17 protein-coding genes and 1 pseudogene are annotated in these 23,926 nt (G+C 73.4%); 11 read left to right on the forward strand and 7 right to left on the reverse strand.

The window, feature by feature from the left end; genetic code table 11:
• Positions 1–516: 516 nt before the first annotated feature.
• Positions 517–966: a PTS glucose transporter subunit IIA gene (locus BI06_RS41275; protein WP_030396842.1), complete on the forward strand. Its 450-nt coding sequence runs from the start codon at positions 517–519 to the stop codon at positions 964–966.
• Between the two features lie 103 nt (positions 967–1,069).
• Complete coding sequence (gene ptsP / locus BI06_RS41280) at positions 1,070–2,740, forward strand: phosphoenolpyruvate--protein phosphotransferase (protein WP_030396843.1); 1,671 nt, start codon at positions 1,070–1,072, stop codon at positions 2,738–2,740.
• Between the two features lie 84 nt (positions 2,741–2,824).
• On the opposite strand, the gene BI06_RS41285 is transcribed toward ptsP, so the two are convergent.
• The 3 genes from BI06_RS41285 to BI06_RS47460 are packed head-to-tail and all read right to left on the reverse strand — an operon-like array spanning position 2,825 to position 6,567.
• The gene (locus BI06_RS41285) at positions 2,825–4,957 is read right to left on the reverse strand and encodes an acetoacetate--CoA ligase (RefSeq protein ID WP_082559059.1); all 2,133 of its coding nucleotides are present in this window, start codon (positions 4,955–4,957) and stop codon (positions 2,825–2,827) included.
• Between the two features lie 46 nt (positions 4,958–5,003).
• On the reverse strand, positions 5,004–5,552 hold the full coding sequence (locus tag BI06_RS41290) for an NUDIX domain-containing protein (RefSeq protein ID WP_030396845.1): 549 nt from the start codon (positions 5,550–5,552) through the stop codon (positions 5,004–5,006).
• 40 nt (positions 5,553–5,592) lie between these two features.
• Positions 5,593–6,567: an NUDIX domain-containing protein gene (locus BI06_RS47460; RefSeq protein ID WP_082559060.1), complete on the reverse strand. Its 975-nt coding sequence runs from the start codon at positions 6,565–6,567 to the stop codon at positions 5,593–5,595.
• A 190-nt stretch (positions 6,568–6,757) separates the two neighbouring features.
• Here BI06_RS47460 and mmuM point away from each other — a divergent pair, with 190 nt between their 5' ends.
• The 7 genes from mmuM (at position 6,758) to BI06_RS41330 (ending at position 17,891) form a co-directional block, all read left to right on the forward strand.
• Positions 6,758–7,741: a homocysteine S-methyltransferase gene (gene mmuM / locus BI06_RS41300; protein ID WP_051742953.1), complete on the forward strand. Its 984-nt coding sequence runs from the start codon at positions 6,758–6,760 to the stop codon at positions 7,739–7,741.
• Between the two features lie 160 nt (positions 7,742–7,901).
• Positions 7,902–8,666 carry an IclR family transcriptional regulator gene (locus BI06_RS41305; protein WP_030396848.1) on the forward strand — a complete coding sequence of 255 codons (765 nt, stop codon included), beginning with the start codon at positions 7,902–7,904 and terminating at the stop codon, positions 8,664–8,666.
• Between the two features lie 349 nt (positions 8,667–9,015).
• Entirely contained in the window at positions 9,016–9,753 is a 738-nt protein-coding gene (locus tag BI06_RS41310) for an MIP/aquaporin family protein (RefSeq protein WP_043477260.1), read from the forward strand.
• A 91-nt stretch (positions 9,754–9,844) separates the two neighbouring features.
• Complete coding sequence (gene glpK / locus BI06_RS41315) at positions 9,845–11,365, forward strand: glycerol kinase GlpK (RefSeq protein ID WP_030396850.1); 1,521 nt, start codon at positions 9,845–9,847, stop codon at positions 11,363–11,365.
• 151 nt (positions 11,366–11,516) lie between these two features.
• On the forward strand, positions 11,517–13,112 hold the full coding sequence (locus BI06_RS41320) for a glycerol-3-phosphate dehydrogenase/oxidase (RefSeq protein ID WP_030396851.1): 1,596 nt from the start codon (positions 11,517–11,519) through the stop codon (positions 13,110–13,112).
• 280 nt (positions 13,113–13,392) lie between these two features.
• The gene (locus BI06_RS55745; RefSeq protein WP_051742908.1) at positions 13,393–17,442 is read left to right on the forward strand and encodes a DNRLRE domain-containing protein; all 4,050 of its coding nucleotides are present in this window, start codon (positions 13,393–13,395) and stop codon (positions 17,440–17,442) included.
• Complete coding sequence (locus tag BI06_RS41330; protein WP_030396855.1) at positions 17,442–17,891, forward strand: hypothetical protein; 450 nt, start codon at positions 17,442–17,444, stop codon at positions 17,889–17,891. Before BI06_RS55745 ends, BI06_RS41330 begins: the two co-directional genes overlap by 1 nt.
• Positions 17,892–17,958: 67 nt before the next feature.
• Here BI06_RS41330 and BI06_RS41335 read toward each other — a convergent pair whose 3' ends face one another.
• Together BI06_RS41335 and BI06_RS41340 are read right to left on the reverse strand one after the other, a co-directional pair.
• The gene (locus BI06_RS41335; RefSeq protein ID WP_051742909.1) at positions 17,959–19,353 is read right to left on the reverse strand and encodes a gluconate:H+ symporter; all 1,395 of its coding nucleotides are present in this window, start codon (positions 19,351–19,353) and stop codon (positions 17,959–17,961) included.
• Positions 19,350–19,904 (reverse strand): gluconokinase, encoded by a 555-nt coding sequence (locus BI06_RS41340; RefSeq protein WP_051742910.1) that lies wholly within the window; start codon positions 19,902–19,904, stop codon positions 19,350–19,352. The genes BI06_RS41335 and BI06_RS41340 overlap by 4 nt, the downstream gene beginning before the upstream one ends.
• 160 nt (positions 19,905–20,064) lie before the next feature.
• On the opposite strand from BI06_RS41340, the gene BI06_RS41345 reads away from it, so the two are divergent.
• Both BI06_RS41345 and BI06_RS41350 read left to right on the forward strand, forming a co-directional pair.
• Complete coding sequence (locus BI06_RS41345) at positions 20,065–20,760, forward strand: FadR/GntR family transcriptional regulator (RefSeq protein WP_030396858.1); 696 nt, start codon at positions 20,065–20,067, stop codon at positions 20,758–20,760.
• A 201-nt stretch (positions 20,761–20,961) separates the two neighbouring features.
• Positions 20,962–21,495 (forward strand): hypothetical protein, encoded by a 534-nt coding sequence (locus BI06_RS41350; protein ID WP_149030650.1) that lies wholly within the window; start codon positions 20,962–20,964, stop codon positions 21,493–21,495.
• Here the strand turns inward: BI06_RS41350 and BI06_RS41355 are convergent.
• Positions 21,471–22,235 (reverse strand): metallophosphoesterase, encoded by a 765-nt coding sequence (locus BI06_RS41355; RefSeq protein ID WP_043477555.1) that lies wholly within the window; start codon positions 22,233–22,235, stop codon positions 21,471–21,473. The genes BI06_RS41350 and BI06_RS41355 overlap by 25 nt on opposite strands.
• Before the next feature lie 19 nt (positions 22,236–22,254).
• Positions 22,255–23,926: pseudogene (locus tag BI06_RS41360) on the reverse strand (hypothetical protein); the annotation flags it as partial.

Consider the following 23,926-nt stretch of genomic DNA (forward strand, 5'->3'; position numbering starts at 1 on the left):
ATGTCAACATATCTGGCGTTGACTTTTGGCACGCTGTTGAGTTCTCAAGGAACGGACACTTCCTTCAGGCGGCTTTCACACCGGCCCTCCGGGCGCTTCGTTCTTTCGTGTTTCCAGCTTATCAGATCGTTTTCCGTTGTTTAACCGGCGCTTTTCGTTTCTGAAATCTGGTGTTAACCGTCGACTTGCGGCGACTCGACCAACCATAGCGGGTCGTCGGGCCGAGCGCGAATCGGGCCGCGCCGGTGCCACCCGGACGGACGCGTGATTTGTTGCTCTCGCGAGCATATACAGCAATGGTCCCGATTCGCCAAGATGCCTGTAGAGTGCGGCGCATCGGCCAAGAGGACTAGACCACTAGTGGTCGACGAGATGACTGACTGGTGGGGGCGGACGGCGCGGCCGGCCACCCGGAATGTCAGCGGATGTCCGAAGTTGACATGATTTAGGCTTCAGTCGATCACCCCGCCGCGTTCGCGGCCGCTCGCCTGTACTGCGCACTTGGGAGGCTCATCCATGACCACTGTGACGTCGCCGCTGACCGGCCGGGTCGTAGGGCTCGCCGGCGTGCCGGACCCCGTGTTCTCGGGTGCGATGGTCGGCCCCGGCACCGCGATCGACCCGGTGCGTCGGCCGACCGAGGCCGTTGCCCCGGTCGACGGCGTGGTCGTCTCGATGCACCCGCACGCGTTCGTCGTCGTCGACGCGGACGGGCACGGGGTCCTGACGCACCTGGGCATCGACACCGTCCAGCTGAACGGCGAGGGCTTCGAGCTGCTCGTCAACAAGGGCGACACCGTCACCCGCGGCCAGGCCGTCATCAAGTGGGACCCTGCCGCCGTCGAAGCCGCCGGCAAGTCGCCGATCTCGCCGATCGTCGCGCTGGAGGCCGCTGCCGACTCGCTCGGCGGGCTGCTGGAGAGCGGGGAGGTCGCCGTCGGCGACGCCCTGTTCAGCTGGAGCTGACCTCTCCTCCCCTTCTTAAGGACACACCCGCCCCACCGCTCCGGTCGGGGCGGCCCGGCACACAGCGGTACCCGGCGGGGCCGCCTCTCTCACGGAGAAAGACATGGAGAAGACGCTGCGAGGCGTGGGTGTCAGCCACGGAGTCGCGATCGGCCAGGTGCGGCACATGGGCACCGCGGTGCTGGAGCCCCCGGCCACCCAGATCCCGACCGAGGACGCTCCTCGCGAGCAGGCCCGCGCCCAGGCAGCCGTCGAGGCCGTGGCCGCAGACCTGATCGCCCGCGGCAACCTGGCGGGCGGCGAGGCCCAGGCCGTGCTGGAGGCCCAGGCGCTGATGGCGCAGGACCCGGAGCTGATGGCCGACGTCTCCCGCCGGATCGCGGTCGGCAGCAGCGCCGAGCGCGGCGTCTACGACGCCTTCGCCGCCTACCGGGCGCTGCTCGCCTCGGCCGGGGAGTACCTGGCCGGCCGGGTCGCCGACCTGGACGACGTGCGGAACCGGATCGTCGCGCGCCTGCTGGGCGTGCCGATGCCGGGTGTGCCGGACAGCGACGAGCCGTACGTGCTGTTCGCCCGGGACCTCGCGCCGGCCGACACCGCGCTGCTGGACCCGACGCTGGTGCTCGGCTTCGTGACCGAGGAGGGCGGGCCGACCAGCCACAGCGCCATCCTGGCGCGTGCCATGGGCGTACCGGCCGTGGTCGCGCTGCCGGGGGCGTCCGACGTGGCCGAGGGCACGGTCGTCGCGGTGGACGGCAGCTCCGGTGACGTGCTGGTCGAGCCGAGCACCGAGAAGCAGGACGAGCTGCGCCGGATCGCCGCCGAGCGCAAGGCGGCGCTGGCCGCCTCCTCCGGCCCGGGCGCGACCTCGGACGGGCACCGGATGCCGCTGCTGGCCAACGTCGGCGGTCCGGCGGACCTGCCGGCCGCGTTGGAGGCGGGCGCCGAGGGTGTCGGTCTGTTCCGCACCGAGTTCCTCTTCCTCGACGACTCGGCGAAGGCGCCGACCGAGGAGAAGCAGGTCGAGGCGTACCGCAAGGTGCTGGAGGCGTTCCCGGAGGGCCGGGTCGTGGTCCGGGTGCTCGACGCGGGCGCGGACAAGCCGCTGGACTTCCTGACCCCGGCCGACGAGCCGAACCCGGCGCTGGGTGTGCGCGGTCTGCGCACCCTGCTGGAGCACCCCGAGGTGCTCCGGACCCAGCTGCGGGCGCTGGCGACGGCCGTCGAGGGCCTGCCGGTGCACCTCGAGGTGATGGCCCCGATGGTGGCCGACCGCAAGGACGCCAAGGACTTCGCCGAGGCGTGTCGCGAGGCCGGGCTGAGCGCCAAGTTCGGCGCGATGGTGGAGATCCCGTCGGCCGCCCTGCGGGCGCGCTCGATCCTCCAGGAGGTCGAGTTCCTCTCCCTGGGGACCAACGACCTGGCCCAGTACGCCTTCGCCGCGGACCGCCAGGTCGGTGCGCTGGCGCGGCTGCAGGACCCGTGGCAGCCGGCGCTGCTGGACCTGATCGCGTTCGCCGCCGAGGCCGCGCAGGCCGAGGGCAAGAGCTGCGGTGTCTGCGGCGAGGCTGCCTCCGACCCTCTGCTGGCCGTGGTGCTGACCGGTCTCGGTGTCACCAGCCTGTCGATGGGCGCGGCGTCGATCCCCTATGTGCGGACGGCGCTGGCCAAGTACACGCTGGCGCAGTGCCGCCGGGCCGCCGAGGCGGCGCGGGCGGCGGACAGCGCCGAGGAGGCGCGGGCCGCGGCGCAGCAGGTGCTGTCGGGCGAGTAGCGGTCGCTGCACACAGCGACGACGTCGAAAGGGCCCTCTCCACCGGGTGGTGGAGAGGGCCCCTTCGACGTGTCCGGGGGTCGGTCACTCGGCGGCGGCAGCGGCGGCGCGCTCGCGCTCCTGGCGCAGCTGTTCGAACCAGCGCAGGTGGTCGAGGTTGTCGACGGAGCCGGGGTTGACGGCCTGGTCGAGCGGGGTGCCGGAGAGCAGGCGCTTGACCGGGACCTCGATCCGCTTGCCGGTGAGGGTGTGCGGCAGGCCGCGGACGGCGATGACCTCGTCGGGGACGTGGCGCGGGGAGAGCTCGGTGCGCAGCGAGGTGCGGATGCGGCCGATGAGGTCCTGGTCGAGCTCGGCGCCGGGGGCGAGGACGACGAAGAGCGGCATCCAGTAGCCGCCCTCGGGCTCCTCCAGGCCGATGACCAGGGATTCGGCGATCTCGGGGAGGCGCTCGACGACCTCGTAGATGTCCGAGGAGCCCATCCGGACGCCCTGGCGGTTAAGGGTGGAGTCGGAGCGGCCGTGGATGACGACGGTGCCGCGGGAGGTGGCGGTGATCCAGTCGCCGTGGCGCCAGACGCCGGGGTACACGTCGAAGTAGCTGTCGTGGTACCGGGTGCCCTCGGGGTCGTTCCAGAAGCCGGTGGGCATGGACGGGATGGGCTTGGTGACGACGAGTTCGCCGACCTCGTCGGTGAGCGACCGGCCGTTGACGTCCCAGGACTCGACGGCGGCGCCGAGGCTGGGGGCCTGGATCTCGCCGAGGTGGACCGGGAGGGTGGGGACGCCGCCCACGAAGCAGGAGCAGACGTCGGTGCCGCCGCTGACGGAGGCGAGCCAGACGTCCGCCTTGACCTCCTCGTAGATCCAGCGGAAGCCGTCGGGCGGCAGGGGGGAGCCGGTGGTGCCGAGGCAGCGGACGGCGGAGAGGTCGAGGTCCCGGCCGGGGTGGAGGTCGGCCTTGCGGCTGGCGATGACGTAGGCGGCGGAGGTGCCGAGGACGGTGGCGCGGGTGCGCGCGGCCACGGACCAGAAGGCGCCGGTGTCGGGGTGGCCCGGGCTGCCGTCGTAGGTGACGACCGTGGACCCGACGAGGAGGCCGGCGAGGAGGAAGTTCCACATCATCCAGCCGGTGGAGGTGTACCAGAGGAAGCGGTCCTCGGGGCCGAGGTCGAGGTGGAGGCCGGCCTGCTTGAGGTGCTCGACCAGGATGCCGCCCTGGCTCTGGACGATGGCCTTGGGCAGGCCGGTGGTGCCGGAGGAGTAGAGGACCCAGAGCGGGTGGTCGAAGGGGACGGCCTCGAAGACCGGCTCGGTGTCCTCGGCGGTCAGGTCGTCCCAGGCCAGGGCGCCCTCGGGGGCGGGGGCGCCGAGCAGGGGGACGTGCACGACCGTGTGCAGGGTGGGGAGTTCGCGGCGGAGTTCGGCGACGACCTCGGTCCGGTCGTGGTCCTTGCCGCCGTAGTGGTAGCCGTCGACGGCGAACAGGACGACCGGCTCGATCTGCTGGAGGCGGTCGAGCACGCTGCGGGCCCCGAAGTCGGGGGCGCAGCTGGTCCAGACGGCGCCGACGGCGGCGGTGGCGAGGAGGGCGACGGCGGCCTGCGGGATGTTGGGCAGGTAGGCGCCGACGCGGTCGCCGGGGCGGACGCCGCGGGCGCGGAGGGCGGCGGCGAGGGAGCCGACCTGTCGGCGGAGTTCGGCCCAGGTGAGGACGAGCGGCTCGTCGGTGGTCTCGTCGAGGTGGAGGACGGCGGGGCGGTCGGCGTTCTCGGCCTGCTCGCCGGCGCGCAGGGCGTGCTCGGCGTAGTTGAGGCGGGCGCCGGGGAACCAGCGGGCGCCGGGCATCGCGGGGTCGGCGAGGACGGCCTCGGGGGCCTGGGTGAAGCGGACGTCGAACCACTGGGTGACGGCGGTCCAGAAGCGGTCGAGGTCCTCGACCGACCAGGCGTGCAGGGCGGCGTAGCGGGCGGCGGCCTCGGCGTCCGAGTCGGTGGGGGCGAGCGGGGCGGCCGGGGCGCCGTGGTGCTGGGCGGCCCAGGCCTGGAAGGCCACGATCCCGGTGCCGGCGGCACGCTCGGGGTTCGGGCGCCAGAGCGGCTGGTCCTGGGTTGGGGTGCTCACGGTGGTGGTCTCCCGGCCGGTGATGAGGGCGGACGGGGTCGCTTGTGGCAGGGCCCGCGTCCGGTTGGGGGCTGTCGGAGCAGACCCTGCCATGTGAGCGGCCGGGGCGCCAGGGTCTGCCCGGCGCGGCCGTGGCTGGTCAGGGGCGGGTGAATTCGCCGTTGAACCAGGAGCGGGAGACACGGGTGTGGAAGGGGAAGGCGAGCGGGGTTTCGGGGGTGGAGAGCTGCCAGCCGTCGGTCTCGTCGGTGGGGACGGAGGGCGGGAGCTCGGCGAACGGGCGGGCGGGGAGGAGGCCGAAGAGGCAGAGGAAGCCGCCGCGGGTGTCGGAGTCGGTGGCGACCAGGGTGACGTCGGTGTGCTCGGCGAGGATGCCGGTCTCCTCGCGCAGCTCGCGCACGCAGGCCTGCTGCCAGCTCTCGCCGTAGTCGATGTAGCCGCCGGGGAGGGCGAGTTCGCCGTAGCCGGGCTCGATGGTGCGGCGGATGACCACCAAGGCGGGGGCGGTGTCCTCCTGGACGACGGGGAGGAGGGTGACGACGACGGGCAGCGGGTTGCGGTAGCTGATCTCGGTGCAGGCGGAGCAGGTCCGGGGCCAGCCGTCGGTGCCGGGCGGGTAGGGGGCTCCGCAGAAGTGGCAGTGGGAGTTGGGCTGCTGGCGCACGGTGCCGGCCTCTTCAGTCGTCATGGCCGGATGGTAGTGCGGGCGGCCGGGAGCGGGACGGTGGTCAGGTGATCCGGCCCGGGGAGGGCTCCGGGGAGGACTGCAGCACGGCCTGCTGCGAGGGCTCCTGGGACGGATCGCCCTGGGCGGGGCGGAGGAGGGCCGGGTGGAGGAGTGTGGCGCCGCCGGCGTGGTAGGTCCGGGCGCGGGGGCCGCCGCGGGCGCCGCCGCGCTCGGTGGTGGTGCCGGTGCCCTCGACGAAGCCGGGGACGGAGAGCACCTTGCGGTGGAAGTTGCCCGGGTGGAGCTTCTCGTCCCAGACGGCCTCGTAGACGGCGCGCAGCTCGGGAATGGTGAAGTCGTGCCGGAGGAAGGCGGTGGCCAGCGGGCTGTACTCGATCTTGGCGCGGGCGCGGTCGAGGCCGTCGGCGAGGATCCGGGCGTGGTCGAAGGCGAGCTCGATCGGGGTGACCGCACCGGTGGCCCGGGGCTCGGCCGGACCGGCGGGCTGCTCCGGCTCGGTGGGGCCGGTGCTCCCGCCGACGCCACCCCCGTGGGTGTCGGCGGGAGCATCGGCGGACTCGGACCGGCCGGCGGGCCGGAGGTCGAGGTCGGTGACCGGGTGCCAGGCGGCGTGCGCCGCGTCGCTGCCGGCCTGCGGATCGGGCAGGTCGGGGGCGAAGGCGAGGTAGGCGACCGAGATCACGTGCATCCGCGGGTCGCGGTCGGGCACTCCGTAGCTGCCGAGCTGTTCGAGGTGGATCCGGCTGAGGGCGCCCTCGGCGCCGCCCGTGCCGGGCAGGCCGGTCTCCTCCGCGAGCTCGCGGGCGGCGGCCTCGTCGAGGCTCTCCTCGCCGGCCCGCAGGAAGCCGCCAGGCAGGGCCCAGCGCCCCTGGTAGGGCGGGAGGGCGCGCTCGACGAGCAGGACATGGAGACGGCCCTGGCGCAGGGTCAGTGCGACCACGTCCACGGTGACGGCGACCGGGGTGAAGGCGCGCGGATCGTAGGCGGCGAGCCAGTCCTGCTCGGTGGTGTCCACGCTGCGCGCTCCTCTCCCCCGCCGGGCCCGCGGTGGCGGGCGGCCGTCCTTCTCGGTCTGAGCACAACGTAGCGATCCCTTGACTCTGCGGCAAATGGTTTTCCGCCCCGGCCCCGGCCGGCCGCTCCTACCCTGTGACCAGGGCGTCCTGCGGATCGGCCGGGACGCCGCCCGCCCCGAGGAGGACGTGATGGACCGGGCAACCCCGTCGGCCCCGGCGGGTCCGGCGGACTTCGCGGCCGCGCTGGCGGCCGGGCCGCTGGTGCTGGACGGCGGGCTGGCCGAGCAGCTGGCCTCGGCAGGGTTCGACCTGACGGACGCGCTGTGGTCGGCCCGGCTGCTGGCGGACGCGCCGGAGGCGGTCGTGGCGGCGCACCGGGCGTACTTCGAGGCGGGCGCGCGGGTGGCGATCACCGCGAGCTACCAGGCGAGCTTCGCCGGTTTCGCCCGGCGCGGGGTGGGCCGGGCGGCGGCCGCCCGGCTGATGGCCGGCAGCGTGGAGCTGGCCCGGGAGGCGGCCCGCGGGCTGCCCGGGCCGCGCCGGTGGGTGGCGGCCTCGGTGGGTCCGTACGGGGCGGTGCTGGCGGACGGCTCGGAGTACCGGGGCCGGTACGGGCTGACTCGGGCCGAGCTGGAGGCGTTCCACCGGCCGCGGCTGGAGGTGCTGGCGGCGGCCGGTCCCGATGTGCTGGCGCTGGAGACGGTGCCGGACGTCGACGAGGCGCGGGTGCTGCTGCGGGCGGTGCGCGGGCTGGGGGTGCCGGTCTGGCTGTCGTTCGCCGCGGCGGACGGGCGGACCCGGGCCGGGCAGCCGCTGGCGGAGGCGTTCGCGCTGGCGGCCGGGGCGGACGAGGTGGTGGCGGTCGGGGTGAACTGCTGCGCGCCGGAGGAGGCGGACCGGGCGGTGGCGCTCGCGGCGCGGGTGTCGGGCAAGCCGGTGGTGGTGTACCCGAACAGCGGCGAGGGCTGGGACGCGGCGGCCGGGGCGTGGTGCGGGGAGCCGACCTTCGGTGCGGCCGGTCCTCCCCGGGCCGACGGCCGGGCCCGGGTCGCGGGCTGGCTGGCGGACGGGGCGCGGCTGGTGGGCGGCTGCTGCCGGGTCGGACCGGCCGGGATCCGGGCGGTGGCCGCCGGGGTGGCCGCCGCGACCGGGGAGCGGAGCGTCCGCGGCTAGGTGATCGGGACCGGACGGGCGGCGGTGCGCGGGCGCACGACCGGGTCGGCCGACGCAGGTTACCGAGGGGGAAGGTGCACGGAACGGCGGCGGCCTGGCAGACTCGTGCCGTTACCACTGCGGTCGACATTGTCGACCGCCTGTCCGCGCGGAGGTACCAATGCCCGGCCCGATCCAGTCGCTCTCCCGGGCCGCCGCGATCATGCGTCTGCTGGCCGGCGGCGAGCGCCGCCTGGGCCTGTCGGAGGTCGCGACGGCGCTGGACCTGGCGAAGGGCACCGCCCACGGGATCCTGCGCACCCTCCAGCAGGAGGGTTTCGTCGAGCAGGACCCGGAGAGCGGCAAGTACCAGCTGGGCGCCGAGCTGCTGCGGCTGGGCCAGAGCTACCTGGACGTGCACGAGCTGCGCGCCCGGGCCCTGGTCTGGGCGGACGACCTGGCCAGGGCGTCCGGGGAGACCGTCTACCTGGGAGTGCTGCACCAGCGCGGGGTGCTGATCGTGCACCACGTCTTCCGGCCGGACGACACCAGGCAAGTGCTGGAGGTCGGCTCGATGCAGCCGCTGCACTCGACCGCGCTGGGCAAGGTGCTGCTGGCCTACGACCCGGTGGCGCGCGGCGAGCTGGGCGAGGGTCCGTTCGAGTCGTACACCCCGCGGACGCTGACCGAGGCCGCGGACGTGGACGCCGAGGCGGCGCTGACCCGTGAGCGCGGCTGGGCCGACGCGGTGGAGGAGACCTGGGAGGGCGTGGCCTCGATCGGGGCGCTGATCCAGGACCGGCGCCGCAATCCGGTGGGCGCGGTCTGCATCAGCGGCGCGGTCGAGCGGGTCTGCGAGGACGGCTTCGTGAAGCCCTCACTGGTCGCCTCGGTGCGCAGCGCGGCCAGGGCGATCTCCCGGGACCTGGGCGCCGGGCGGTTCTGACCGCGCCGGGCGGCCCGGTCCCGCCCGCTCCCGTGCCTTCCGGGCGCGGGCCCGCAGTAACGCGGTAACACAGGAAAACGTTCACGCTGAGGCGCGGACGGGCGAAATGCCCGTCCGCGCCTTACCGTTTTGTCCAAAATTGCGACGATCCGATCGGTGACTACGGGTAGCGCGGCGAGCGAAGGGTCACAGCTGCGTAACCCGGCCTTGACGAGAGGGCGACCCGGGGAGGAAGCTTCCGCATGACGGTCGACATTGTCGAACGATGGCCGTGCGAATCCATCCCACAGAGCGCTCACCCGCCCAGCGATCCGCCCGGCCCCTGCCCCCACCCGCACCTCCGGGCCATATGGACAAGGGAGTCTTTGTGTCCGCGTTCTCCAACGGCGACATCTTCGTCGGCGAAACCCTCGGCACCGCCGCCCTGATACTTCTCGGCGGTGGCGTCTGTGCCGCCGTGACGCTCAAGAAGTCGAAGGCCCTGAACGCCGGCTGGCTGGCGATCACCTTCGGCTGGGGCTTCGCGGTGATGATCGCCGCCTACATGTCGGCCCCGAAGTCCGGCGCCCACCTGAACCCGGCCGTCACCCTGGCCCTCGCCGTCGACAGCGGCGACTGGAGCAAGGTCCCGATCTACCTCGGCTCCCAGCTGCTCGGCGCGATGATCGGCGCCGTCTTCGTGTGGCTCACCTACCTCGGCCAGTTCCAGGCCAACCAGGAGCCCACCCTCGGCATCTTCTCGACCGGCCCCGAGATCCGGAACCCGGTCCAGAACCTGCTCACCGAGATCATCGGCACCTTCGTGCTCTGCCTGGCCATCCTCACCCAGGGCCTGACCAAGGGCCTCGGCCTCTCCGGCACCGGCATCCTGATCGTCGCCTTCACCGTGGTCGGCATCGGCCTCTCGCTCGGCGGCCCGACCGGCTACGCCATCAACCCGGTCCGCGACCTGGGCCCGCGCATCGTCCACTCGCTGCTGCCGATCCCCAACAAGGGCGGCTCCGACTGGTCGTACGCCTGGATCCCGGTGGCCGGTCCGATCATCGGCGGTCTGCTGGCCGGCGGCCTGTACCACGCCGCGTTCTGATCCCCCCGGGTTTCCACCCCACCCGAGCACGGGGACTGACCTGAGAGTCAGGCCCACCGCCCCCCGCCAACCTCTTGAGCCGAGGACCCTCATGACCTCCACTGGCAACTACATCGCCGCGATCGACCAGGGCACCACCTCCAGCCGCTGCATCATCTTCGGCGCCGACGGCCGGATCGTCTCCGTCGACCAGCAGGAGCACCGGCAGATCTTCCCCCAGCCCGGCTACGTCGAGCACGACGCCGCCGAGATCTGGACCCGGGTGCAGTCGGTCGTCCGCGGCGCGCTGGAGAAGGCCGGCCTGACCAAGGACGACATCCGCGCGATCGGTATCACCAACCAGCGCGAGACCACCGTCCTGTGGGACAAGCACACCGGCGAGCCGGTGCACAACGCACTGGTGTGGCAGGACACCCGCACCGAGGCGCTCTGCCGCGAGCTGGGCCGCAACGTCGGCCAGGACCGCTTCCGCCGCGAGACCGGCCTCCCGCTGGCCAGCTACTTCGCCGGCCCGAAGATCCGCTGGCTGCTGGACAACGTCGAGGGCCTGCGCGAGCGCGCCGAGGCCGGCGACATCCTCTTCGGCACCATGGACACCTGGGTCATCTGGAACCTCACCGGTGGTGTCGACGGCGGCAAGCACGTCACCGACGTGACCAACGCCAGCCGCACCATGCTGATGAACCTCAAGACCCTGGCCTGGGACGAGGAGATCGCCGAGTCGATGGGCGTGCCGATGGCCGTCCTGCCGGAGATCCGCTCCTCCGCCGAGGTCTACGGCGAGGCCGTCGGCGACCTGGCGGGCGTCCCGGTCGCCGCCGCGCTCGGCGACCAGCAGGCCGCGCTGTTCGGCCAGACCTGCTTCAACGAGGGCGAGGCCAAGTCCACCTACGGGACCGGCACCTTCCTGCTGCTCAACACCGGCGAGAAGATCGTCAACTCGTACCACGGCCTGCTGACCACGGTCGGCTACCGGATCGGCGACCAGGCCCCGGTGTACGCCCTGGAAGGCTCCATCGCCGTCACCGGCTCGCTGGTCCAGTGGCTGCGCGACCAGCTCGGCATCATCTCCACCGCCGCCGAGATCGAGACCCTCGCCAACACGGTCGAGGACAACGGCGGCGCCTACTTCGTCCCGGCCTTCTCCGGCCTGTTCGCCCCGTACTGGCGCTCCGACGCCCGCGGTGTGATCGCCGGCCTCACCCGGTACGTCACCAAGGGCCACCTGGCCCGGGCCGTCCTGGAGGCCACCGCCTGGCAGACCCGCGAGGTCGTCGACGCCATGCAGAAGGACTCCGGGGTCGAGCTCACCGCCCTCAAGGTCGACGGCGGCATGACCAGCAACAACCTGCTCATGCAGAACATCGCCGATGTCCTGGACGCCCCGGTCGAGCGCCCGTACGTGGCCGAGACCACCGCCCTCGGCGCCGCCTACGCGGCGGGCCTGGCGGTCGGCTTCTGGAACGACCTCGACACCCTGCGGGCCAACTGGCACCGCGCCGCCGAGTGGACGCCCCGCATGGACGAGGCCACCCGGGAGCGCGAGTACAAGAAGTGGCTCAAGGCCGTCGAGCGCACCATGGGCTGGGTGGAGGAGGAAGAGAACAACTGATCGCGAAGCCGGTCGGGGCCCCGTGCCCCGGCCGGCCCGCTCCCGTTTCACCGGCCCGTCGCACCGGGCCGACCCGGTCTCTCCGCACAGAGGCCGTACGCACACCGAGAGGAGTAACGGCGCCGCCCGACCCGCGCGCCGTACACACACCATGGCAACCATCCCGACCCTGGGCGCCGAGCGCACCGCCGGCCGCACCGCCTCCCGCGCCGAGACCCGCGAGCTGCTCGGCAAGGCCACCTACGACCTGCTGGTGATCGGGGGCGGCATCCTCGGCACCGCTGTCGCCTGGACCGCGTCCCAGGCCGGCCTGAAGGTCGCCATGGTCGACGCCGGCGACTTCGCCGGTGCCACCTCCAGTGCCTCCTCCAAGCTCGTCCACGGCGGTCTGCGCTACCTGCAGACCGGCGCGGTCAAGCTGGTCGCGGAGAACCACAAGGAGCGCCGGGTGCTCTCCACCGACGTGGCCCCGCACCTGGTCAACCCGCTGACCTTCTTCGTGCCGGTCTACAAGGGCGGCCCGCACAGCGCCCCCAAGCTCGGCGCCGGCGTCTTCCTCTACTCGGCGCTCTCCGCCTTCCGTGACGGCATGGGCCGGGTCTCCACCGCCGCGCACGCCGCCCAGCAGGTGCCCGCGCTGCGCACCGAGGGCCTGCGCTCGGTGGCCGTCTACGGCGACCACCAGATGAACGACTCGCGCGTCGCCGTGATGACCGTGCGCGCCGCGGTCGAGGCCGGCGCCGTGGTGCTCAACCACGCCGAGGTCACCGGCCTGCGCTTCACCGGCGGCCGGGTCACCGGTGCCGAGCTCAAGGACCGCCTGGACGGCACCGAGTTCGGCGTCGACGCCCGCCTGGTGCTGAACGCAACCGGCCCCTGGGTGGACCACCTGCGCCGGATGGAGGACGCCGGCGCCGCGCCGTCGATCCGGCTGTCCAAGGGTGCCCACGTGGTGGTCAAGCGCCGCTCGCCGTGGCGCGCCGCGCTGACCATCCCGATCGACAAGTACCGCGTCTCCTTCGCCATCCCGTGGGAGGACCACGTCCTGCTCGGCACCACCGACGAGGAGTTCACCGGCGACCCGAAGGACGTCCGGGCCACCGAGGCGGACGTCGACCAGATCCTCGGCGAGGCCGCGCACGCGATCCGTGACGAGCACATCGACCGCGACCTGATCACCTACAGCTTCGCCGGCCTGCGGGTGCTGCCCGGCGGCCCGGGCGACACCGCCGCCGCCAAGCGCGAGACGGTCGTCACCGAGGGCAAGGGCGGCATGCTGTCGGTCGCCGGCGGCAAGTGGACCACCTACCGCCACATCGGCCGCACCGTGCTGGAGAAGCTGGCCCACGTGCCCGGCACCTCCCTCGGCGAGGACATGTCTCCGATCGCCCCGACCGTCCCGCTGCCGGGCGTCGGCGCGCCGAACGCCGTCGCGCACCGCCTGCTGATCGACCGTGACCCGGGCTCGCGGATGGAGCCGCTGGTCGCCAAGCACCTGGCCAGCCACTACGGCACGCTCTCCTTCGACATCGCCCGGATGATCGACGAGAACCCGGAGCTGGGCCGGCCGATCCACGAGGACGGCCCGGACGTCTGGGCGCAGGTCGCCTACGCGGCCGCCAACGAGTGGGCGTACACCGCCGACGACGTGCTGCGCCGCCGCACCACGATGACCGTCCGCGGTCTGGACACCCCGGAGATCCGGGCCGAGGTCGAGACCTTCCTGGCGAAGCACGGGACCAAGTAGCACGGATCGGGTGACCGGCACGGTCACCCGATCAGCAGGGCGGGCACCCCCCGGAGCGGGGGTGCCCGCCCTGCGTCGTTGTCGGGACCGTCGATGCCGGCGAGGTCGTCGAGCCCGTCCGGGGCGTCGATGACGTACGGCGCGTCTCGATCGGATCACCATTCCCAGGAAATGTTCAGAAATTGGGCCACTATGCCCCCTTTGCCATGATCATCTTGTCTTTTGATCTTTCCTATGCTCCGCGCATCGCCCATGTTCAAGGGCGAGTCAAGGAGCCCCCATGCATGTCTCAAGAAGGACCCTGAGCGGTCCTCCGGCCGCCGCGCTGGCCCTGACCCTGGTGCTGAGCGCCTGGTCACCGGTCGCGTTCGCGGCCAAGCCACAGGCCAAGCCCACCCCCGGGAAGCCCCCCACGGCCGCCCCGCTCGACCCCGGGCTGAGCATCGGCACCGCCCGGGCCGCCGCCCAGAAGACCGGCAAGCGGATCGAGGCCGTCTCCGAGCGCGACGAGACCTCCACCACCTGGGCCAACCCGGACGGCACCCTCACCACCGAGCTCTCGGCCGGCCCGGTGCGCTTCCTGCGCGACGGCAGGTGGGCCGACGTCGACCTCACCCTGAAGACGGCCGCCGACGGCTCGGTGGCGCCCGCCGCCCACCCCAACGGCCTCAAGCTGGCCGGCGCGGGCGGCAAGCGCCCCCGCACGCTCGCCGAGTCCAAGGCCCTCCAGGCGGCGCCGGCCGGCGCGGAGGCAGCCGGCGCCGAGACGGCCCGCACCCTCGTCTCGCTCGGCTCCGGCGACGACCAGCTCGCCCTGGAGTGGCGCGGCGGCCTGCCCAAGCCCGAGCTGAACGGCACCCGGGCCACCTACCGGGACGCGATCGGCGACGGCGCCGGCGACCTCGTCGTCGAGGCCACCCGCACCGGCTTCGAGCAGTTCGTCCTGCTCAAGCAGCGCCCGGCGACCGGCGGCTACACCTACACCATGCCGCTGCGCGCCAAGGGCACCAAGGCCGAGGCCCAGCCGGACGGCAGCGTGCTGTTCACCGACCGGAAGAACGGCCAGAAGCGCGCGGTACTGCCCGCCCCGGTGATGTGGGACGCCACCACCACGCCCGGCTCCAGCGAGCACCCCCGGCAGGCCGAGGTCGGCCTGGAGGTCGTCCAGCGCGGCGACACCGTCGACCTGGTCTTCACCCCGGACGCGGCGTTCCTCGCCGATCCGGCCACCGTCTACCCGGTGACCGTCGACCCGTCGACCGCCGGTCTCGGCAACGCCTTCGACACCCGGGTGCAGAAGGGCGAGACGGTCGACTGGTCGGCCGACACCGAGATCTACTGGGGCAACTCCGGCACCAAGAACGCCGACGGCAGCTCCCGCGAGGCCCGCGCCTTCATCAACTGGAACACCGCCGGCATCGCCGACGCCCTGGTCTCCAGCGCGACCCTGTCGCTGTACAACTTCCACTCCGGCAACAGCGACTGCCAGCCCTACACCTGGGAGGTCTGGGACACCGGACTGGCGTCCACCGCCTCCCGCTGGACCGCCCAGCCGGCCTGGAAGGCCAAGAAGGGCAGCTCCACCGAGACCAAGGGCCGCGACGCCTGCGGCGGCGACGGCTGGATCAACGCCAACGTCACCGACCTCGTGCAGACCTGGGCCTCGGCCAAGAGCACCACCTCCGGCATGGGCCTGCGCGCGCCCGACGAGGTGTCGACCAAGTACTGGAAGGAGGTGAACTCCGCCAACGCCTCCAGCAACGTGCCCAAGCTGACGGTGAACTACAACTACCGCCCGCGCACCGGCACCAAGCAGCAGGCCGGCCCGCCGTTCCTCCAGGACGGCACCGGCACCTGGCGGGTCGAGACCACCACCCCGGTGCTCCGCGACACCTTCGTCGACCCCGACGGCGACAAGGTCACCGGCACCTTCCAGCTGGTCGACGCCATCTCCGGGGCCCAGGTGGGCGCCGTCAACGTCTCCGGCTACGTGCCCAGCGGCACCCCCTCCGAGGTCACCGTCCCGGCCGGGCTGCTGGAGTACGGGCACACCTACCGGTTCCGCAGCTCGCCCTACGACGGACTGCACTACAACCTGAGCTGGTCGCCCTGGGTGACCTTCACCGTCAGCCCGCTGCCGGACGTGCCCACCGCGCTCCAGACCGGCGCCGACAGGACCCTGACGCCGGTGCTCTCCGCGCTGGCGACCAACCCCAACCAGGGCCGGGTCCGCACCGAGTTCGTGCTCAAGGGCTCCAACGGGCAGCCGCTGCCCACCGCGCTCGCCCCCGCCTTCACCGAGAGCGGCAGCCGCGCCACCGTCCAGGTGCCGGCCGGCGCCCTGACCGACGGCGCCGACTACACCTGGGCCGCCCGGGCCTGCACCGCCGTCGGCTGCTCCGCCTGGAGCGCCGACCAGCCGCTGGCCGTCCGGGTCCAGGCCCCGCCGGTCCCGCCGACCGCGACCGCGGTCCCGTTCACCGGCACCACCCTCACCGACGCCTCGGTGGCCACCGCCGGCGGCGGCTGCGACACCGGCGCCTGCCCGGCCGCCGACCCCGCCGAGCTGCGGATCGGCACCACCCCGGACGGCAGCAGCTGGACCGGCTGGCTCAAGCCCGACCTGTCGGCCGTCCCGGCCGGCTCCCGGGTGGTCGGCGGCAAGCTGGCGCTGACCCGCTCGGACTGCGCCGCCGGCACGCCCGGCTGCGAGGAGACCGCGGTCGACGTGTTCCAGCTCGGCTCGGCCTGGGCCCCCGCCCAGGGCGGCGCCGCGCTGATCGCCGCCGCCGGTGTCGACAGCTACGCCTCCGCCGCGAAGCTGTCCGAGACCGACCTGGCCGCACTGGCCGGCTCCTGGATCGAGAAGGGCGAGGCCTACGGGCTGGCCCTGCGCCCGGCCGCCGGCTCGACCGGCGTGGCCCGGTACTTCTCCGCCACCGCCGCCGACCCGGCGCAGCGCCCGAAGCTGACGCTCGACTACCTGGCGCCGACCGCGCCCGGCCCGGCCGAGCTGGTCACCGCCACCGGCGGTGACACCGGTCTCGTGGTCGCCTGGAACGCCCCGACCGACCGCGGCTCGGTCGGCGACGTCGGTTACACCGTCCGGGTCGAGACCTCGGCCGGCGTGCTCGCCCAGGAGATCGCCACCGCCGACATCCGGGCCGCGTTCACCGGCCTGGACAACACCAAGTCGTACCGTGCGGTGGTGACCGCCCGGAACAGCTACGGCGCCGCGGCGCCGGTCGCCTCGGCCGTGGTGCAGGGCACGCCGACCGCCGGCGGCCCGGACCAGTACCGCGGTTACGTGCAGGAGTACCTGGACGCCCGCAACAAGGTCAAGATGCGGGCGGGCCTGACCGTGCCGGACGCCGCCGCCGAGGCCGCGCACGGCAGTGTCTTCGTCGACCTGCTGGCCACCCAGGACGCCTCACTGGTCGCCAACCGCGAGGCGCTGGCGACCCAGGGCCAGCAGTACGCGGCCGCGGCGGTCTCGCTGACCGACGTCGTGGTCGACCAGCAGACGGCCGGCAAGGTCGTGGTGCGGGCCACCGTGAAGGACACGGTGATGGTCCGGGCCGGCGGCGTGGACTCGCCCAGCGAGAGCGCCGGCCCGAAGCGGTTCGAGTTCAGCGTCGGCACCCGCGCGGTGCTGGTCTCCGAGGCCGACGACCTCGCCGCCCAGCAGAAGCTGTCCTCCTCCGCCGCCGCACAGGGCCAGGTCGAGGTCGCCGACTCGGCGCCGGCCGACCCGACGGACGCGGAGAAGGCCGTCCCGCTGGACGCCAACGGCTTCCCGGTCCAGCCCGCGCAGCCCGCGGCCGCCGCCGTCCAGGCCGGCTACAACTACAACGGCACCGCCAACTGGGCCAGCCGCAACGTCGGCATCAAGTGGGACTACGGCCAGGACTGCACCAACTTCGTCTCCAAGGCCCTGTACTACGGTGGCGGAATGCGCTTCCGGTACGGGTACAAGAGCTGGGACAGCGCCTGGTGGACGAACGACTTCTGGATGTTCGGCTGGCGGATCAACCGCAGCTACACCTGGGCCGGCGCGGCCAACCTGCACCGGCACCTGATGTACAACCGGTACTCCACCTGGCTCCGCTGGACCTCCGACGCCCGTCCCGGTGACATCATCTTCTTCAAGTGGAAGAACGAGTCCCGGATCAACCACGCCGCCGTCGTGGTCAGCTGGGGCGCGCGGATGGAGCTGCGCCAGCACGGCGCCCGGAACTCCACCACCCTGAACGAGGTGCTGGCCCACTACCGCCAGAAGAACGACCCGATCGAGTGGTTCGTCGTCGTCCGCCCGCTCGGGACCAACTGATGGCGGCGGGGCGGTCGGTGACGGCCGCGCTCACGGTGGTGCTCTCGGCCGCCCTGCTGGCCGGCTGTTCGAGCGATGCCGGGAACGCCCGGCTGGAGCACGCGGCCGACTACGCCGCCCGTCCGCACCTCCGGGTCACCGGCTATCCGGTGCCGGAGACACTGGGCCTGGTCCAGCAGCTGGTGTGGCGGCTGGCCGACGGCTCGGCGGACCGGCTGGTGAAGCTGGCCGCCGCCGAGGGCTCGACCGATGCGCGCCGCACGGCGGCCGAGGAGTGGATCCGGACCTACGGGGCCGACGCCGCCGGGGAGGTCAGCGCCGACTTCGGCGACGACCCGGCGAGCCGGCAGACCGTGGTGCTGACCTTCCACGGCAGCGGCCGGGCGAAGGAGCTGACGCTCCGCCCCGAGAACTCGGCCGACGGGGCCTGGCGGGTCCTGCTGCGCTGACGCGGCCGTGAACGACGACAAGGGCGGGTGCTCCCTCGGGAGCACCCGCCCTTGTCGCGTTCCGGGGTCAGACGATCAGGCTGAGCGGCATGATCAGGGCGATCGCGACCACCGAGATCACCGTCTCCATCACCGACCAGGACTTCAGGGTCTGGCCGACGCTCATCCCGAAGTACTCCTTCACCAGCCAGAAGCCGGCGTCGTTGACGTGCGACAGGAACAGCGAGCCGGCGCCGATGGCGAGCACCAGCAGGGCCGCGTGAGTGGAGGACATGTCCGCCGCCAGCGGTGCGACGATGCCGGCCGCGGTGATGGTGGCGACCGTCGCAGAACCGGTGGCGAGCCGGATCAGCACCGCGATCAGCCAGCCCAGCAGCAGCGCCGGGATGTGCCACTTCGACGACCAGTCGCTGACGGCGGTGCCCACGCCCACGTCGATCAGGGTCTGCTTGAAGCCGCCGCCCGCGCCGACGATGAAGACGATGCCGGCGATCGGGCCGAGCGAGGACCCGACGGTCTCCGAGATCCGGGCCTTGTCGAAGCCGGCCGCCCGGCCCAGGGTCAGCATGCCGAGCAGGGTCGCGGCGAGCAGCGCGATCAGCGGGGAGCCGACGAAGTCGAGCACCCGCTGCGGCAGCGCCTTCGGGTCGTCGATGACGACGTCCGCCAGCGCCTTGCCGAGCATCAGCACCACCGGCAGCAGGATGGTCGCCAGCACGGCGCCGAAGGAGGGGGTGTGCTCGCGCTTCGCGGGCTCGACCGGGGTGTCGCTCTCCGGTATCTCCAGCGGGCCGACCCAGCGCTCGGCCACCCGGGCGAACAGCGGACCGGCGACGATCAGCGTCGGGACGGCGATCAGCAGGCCGAGCGCCAGGGTGACGCCGAGGTCGGCCTTGAGCGCGTCGACCGCGACCAGCGGGCCGGGGTGCGGCGGCACCAGGCCGTGCAGCACGGAGAGGCCGGCCAGTGCCGGGATGCCGATCCGGATCAGCGGGACGTTGCCGCGCCGGGCCACCAGCAGCACGATCGGGACCAGCAGCACCACGCCGACCTCGAAGAACAGCGGCAGGCCGAGCACGGCCGCGATCAGCGCCATCGCCCAGGGCAGCGCCCTGGTCCGGGACCGGGACAGCACGGTGTCGGCGATGATGTTCGCCCCGCCGGAGTCCGCGAGCAGCTTGCCCAGCATCGCGCCCAGGCCGATCAGCAGGCCGACGCCCGCCACCGTGGCGCCGAAACCGGTGGAGAAGCTGCTGAGCAGCTTGTCGAACGGCGCGCCCGCGACGGCGGCCAGCAGCCCGGAGCCGAGGGTCAGGGCGAGGAAGGGGTGCAGCTTGAGCTTGGTGATCAGCAGCACGATGGCGCCGATCGCGAGCAGCACGGCAACCAGCAGCCGGCCGTCGCTGTCGGTGTGCGGGAGGACCGGTGGGGCGGCCGCGAGCACGGTGAGGGTGGGGGTCACGCGAGGTCTCCATTGACGGGCCGCAGCAGGGCGGCGGCCTTCTCGACGAGTTCTTCGGGGCTCGGCCCGATGTCCAGGACGGCGCCGCGCTCGTCCGGGCCGAGGGGTTCCAGGGCGGCGTACTGCGAGCCGAGCAGGGACGGCGGCATGAAGTGGTCGGTGCGCCGGGCGAGCCGGTCCTCGACCAGTCCGGTCCGGCCGCTGAGATGCAGGAACCAGGCGTCCGGGCAGGCCGCGCGCAGGATGTCGCGGTAGCCGTGCTTCAGCGCCGAGCAGGTGACGACGCCGCCGGTGCCGGCCTCGGCGCGCTCCCCCAGCCAGGCGCCGACGGCGCGCAGCCAGGGCGCGCGGTCGTCGTCGTCCAGCGGTGTGCCGGCCGACATCTTGGCGATGTTGGCGGGCGGGTGGAAGTCGTCCGCCTCGGCGAAGGGGAGGCCGAGGCGTTCGGCCAGCAGGCGGGCCAGGGTGGTCTTGCCGACACCGGAGACGCCCATCACCACGACGGTGAGGGGCGCGCGGGGGGTGTCCTGGTTCTCGACGCTGAGAGCCATGAGGTGGTGCTCCTTCGTTGCCTGGCCGCCACTATCGCCTCAAAGGTATGACGTATTCAAGTGCTGGAAACCAAATCGTCATACTTTTGCGGGACAGGTGGAGGTGGCGGGGCCCGGGGGTACGGCGGTGAGGGTCACCCCGGACGACTAGGCTGGCGGGATGGAGATCCAGGGGCTGCCCGGCCGACTGCTCGCGGAACTGGGGCCGGCCATCGCGTCCGGGGAGCTCCCCGAGGGCACCGTGCTGCGTGCCGAGGAGCTGGAGGAGCGGTTCGGCGTCTCCCGGACGGTGGTCCGCGAGGCGGTCCGGATCCTGGAGGGGATGCGGCTGGTGGCCTCCCGCCGCCGGGTGGGCATCACGGTGCAGCCCCGGTCGGGCTGGGACGTCTTCGATCCACTGGTGATCCGCTGGCGGCTGGCCGGCGCCGACCGCTCCGCGCAGCTGCGTTCGCTCGGCTCGCTGCGGCTGGCCGTGGAGCCGGCCGCGGCGGCGCTCGCCGCGCGGCACGCCACCGACGACGAGCGGCGCCGACTCAGCGCGCTGGCCGTCGAGTTGACCATGACGGCGCGCGCCGCCGACCTCGCCACCTTCCTCCGGCACGACATCGAGTTCCACTCCACCGTGCTGCAGGCCTCGCGCAACGAGATGTTCGCACATCTCGGCGACACCGTCGGTGCGGTGCTGACGGGCCGGACCGAGTACCATCTGATGCCCCATCAGCCGGAGCCGTACGCGATCCGGCTGCACCGCGAGGTCGCCGAGGCGGTCTGCGCGGGGGACGCCGAGCGGGCCGAGCAGGCGATGCGGACCATCGTCGAGGGCGCGCTGACCGAGCTGAACCAGCAACTCGGCTGAGCGCGCCGGGGGTTCGGCGCGCCGCTCGGTACGGTCCGAGCCGGATCATACGATTTGGCATCAGTTCGGGGGATTCGTGCGCATAGTCCGGGTACGACTGGGCAGAGTGGAGCGCGGGGGCGTGTTCGCGGCGCACGCCCCACCGGTGGTCCGCCGTACCGCCCGCCGCCCGTCCGCCGCTCCGTGCCTGGGGGTCGCCCGATGCCAACCGCCCGCCGTCGCCGCCGACTTCCCGACGAGGTGCGGACCGCCGTCGTCCGCGCGGTGCTCTGTCTGGCGTTGACCCTGGTCGGCATCGTGCTCGCGGTGCTGTCCTCGTACGCCGACAGCTGGCTGATGACGCCGGCGCTGATGGCGATGGGGTTAGGGGTGTTCGGCACGATGTGGTGCCTGCTGGAGATCCTGATCTCCCGCCAGGTCGCCGCACAGCGGGTGCGCGCGCCGAACTCCGCCTCGCCGATGGGCGGCAGCCGCACTCCGGCCGACCCGCCGCAGTACCGGCAGCCGTCGCACGCCCAGCCCCAGCCCCAGTCCCAGTCCCAGTCCCAGCCGCGTCCCCGGGTGCCGCAGCCACCGCCGCAGTCCCGGTCGCCGTACGCGCAGCCGCCGTACCCGCAGCCGCCCTACGCGCAGCCGCCGCAGGCCCAGCCGCAGCAGCCGCAGCGCCCGGGGACACAGCCGCCGCCCCACCCGGGCGGCCCCGGGCCCCGTCAGGCGGGGGCGACCACGCGGTAGTGGGTGGTCAGCCGGCCGTCGTCGTCCAGCAGGTGGAAGGAGATCACCGGCGGCTGCTCGAAGATGATCTCCGCCCGGCCCTCGCAGGGCAGCGGCACGGTGGAGACCACGCCCGGCGCGACCAGCAGCGGGAGCCCGGCGAACACGGTGGCCGCCGCGGTGTGCGCGTGGCCGCAGAGCAGTGCCCGCACCCGGGGGTGACGGCCCAGCACCTCGGCCAGCCGCTCCTCGCCGAACTGCCGGATCGGGTCCACGTACGGCAGGTGCAGGGTGACCGGCGGGTGGTGGAAGGCCACCAGCGCTTGGCGGTCCGCCGGGCCCTCGGCCAGCGTGCGGTCCAGCCAGCCGAGGGTCTCCTCGTCGAGCAGGCCGTCGTGCCGGCCGGGGATCGAGGAGTCGAGCATCAGCACGTCGGCACCGGGCAGCGCGTGCAGCCGGTTCACCGGGCCGCCGGACGGCTCCTCGCCGAGCAGCACCTCGCGGTAGGGCTCGCGGGCGTCGTGGTTGCCGGGGCAGAGCAGCACCGGGTACCGGGAGGTCAGCGCCTTGGCCACCTCCCGGTACTCGGCCGGCAGTCCGTTGTCGGCGAGGTCGCCGGTGACCAGCACGGCGTCCACCGGGCCGGGCAGGGCGTCCACGTACGCCATCACCTGCTCTGCCCGCCGGCGGGCCCGATCCCCCGCGTCGCCGTGGTGGTCCTGGCCCAGGTGGATGTCACTGAAGTGAACGATCGTCAGCATGCGGTCCACCGTAGGCCGATCAGGACGTGGCGGGAACCTCCGCCGGACGCTTGAACATCCGGGTGGCGGTGATCTCGCCGTGCACGGCCGGGCCGTCCGGGTCCTGCGGGGCCGGCAGCCCCGGCCGAAGGTGCTCCTCCACCGAGATGTACTTGAGGCCGGCCCGCAGGTCGGCGTCGTTGCGCAGCCGGATCACCAGCGGGAACTCGGCCAGCGCCGTGGTGTCGAACAGGCCGGTGGTGTAGATCAGCTGGACGCCGAGGGCGTCGGCCACCGCGCGCTGGAGCTCCAGCAGGTAGGTGGCGTTGGCCCGGCCGATCGGGTTGTCCAGGAACAGGGTGCCCGCGTGCCGCAGCTGCGACTGGCCCCGGTCGTTGGCCCGCAGCGCGGCCATCGTGCAGTAGAGCGCGATGGCGGCGGTGAGCAGCTGCCCGCCGGAGAACACGTCGGACATCTGGCCGACGCCGACCCGCTCGGCGCGCAGCACCGCGTCCGGCTTGAGGATCTCCACCGAGACGCCCTTGGGGCCGATCGCGGCGGCCACCCCGCGCAGCAGCAGCGACATGCCGTCCCGGCGCAGGTCGCTGTTCTTGCGGACGGCGGCGCGGGTGGCCTCGTCGATGACCTCGCCGAGGCGCTCGACCAGGGTCGCGTGGTCCGGGTCCTCGAAGCGGATCCGGAGGAACTCCTGGCCGGACCACTCCCCCAGCCCCTCGGGGAGGCGGGAGAGCCGCTGGGCGGCGCGCAGGGTGGTCAGCGAGGACTCCACCAGTCCGCGCAGCCGGTCGACGATCGAGCCCCGGTTGCGCTCCAGCTGGGTGAGTTCGTCGGTCAGCACCCGCAGCCGGGGGGCAAAGGCGACGGCCCAGTTGGCGGCGTGGTCGGGCAGCGCGGAGGCGGGCAGTTCGCGGATCTGCTGGCGGGCCGGGGTGCGGACGGCCTCGTAGCGGGCCGCGTTGGCGTGCCGGACCAGCGCGTCCGAGGCGTCCCGGACGGCGAGTTCGGCGGCGGACAGCTCGCCGGCGGCGGTGCGCAGGGCGCGGCGGGCCTCGGCGGCGGCGGTGCGGGCGTCGGCGAGCTGTCCGAGGTACGGCTCGACGGCCGCGCCGTCCTCCTCCTGCTCGCGCAGGCCGTCCCGGAGCTGCCCGGCGTGCTCGTCGAAGTCGGCGGCGGCGGACTGGGCGGCGTCGAAGGTGCGCTGGAGGTCGGCGGCCGCGGTGCGGGCGGCGTCGACGGCCTCGCGCCGCTCGGCGAGCCGGCCGGTGGCCGTGCGCAGCAGGGTCTGGGCGTGCTCGGGGTCGGTCGGGACGAGCTCCTCGGGCAGCTCGGTGTGCGCCTCGCCGTCGGCGGGGGCGGAGCGCTCGGCCTCGCCGCGGAGCCGGCCGAGCTGCTCGCTGGCCGAGGCGGCCCGGGCCTCGATGGTGGCGACGAGTTCCTCGGCGCGGGCGGCGGCGGCCTGGCGGGCCGGGCCGTCGGCGCCGTCGGGGCTGCCGAGCAGCTCCTCGGCGCGGGTGCGGACCTTGTTGGTGAGGCGGTCGAGTTCGGTCGCGGCGGCGGCCTCGTCGCCCTCGGCGCGGGCCTGCTCGGCGCGCAGGTCGGCACCGACGCCGACCTTCTCGTAGAGCTGGGAGGCGGAGCGGTAGGCCTCGCGCAGCGCGGGCAGCGCGGCGGGAGCGGTGTCGGCGGGCTCC

It is taken from the genome of Kitasatospora sp. MBT66, from assembly GCF_000710405.2.
Taxonomy (GTDB): Bacteria; Actinomycetota; Actinomycetes; order Streptomycetales; family Streptomycetaceae; genus Kitasatospora; species Kitasatospora purpeofusca.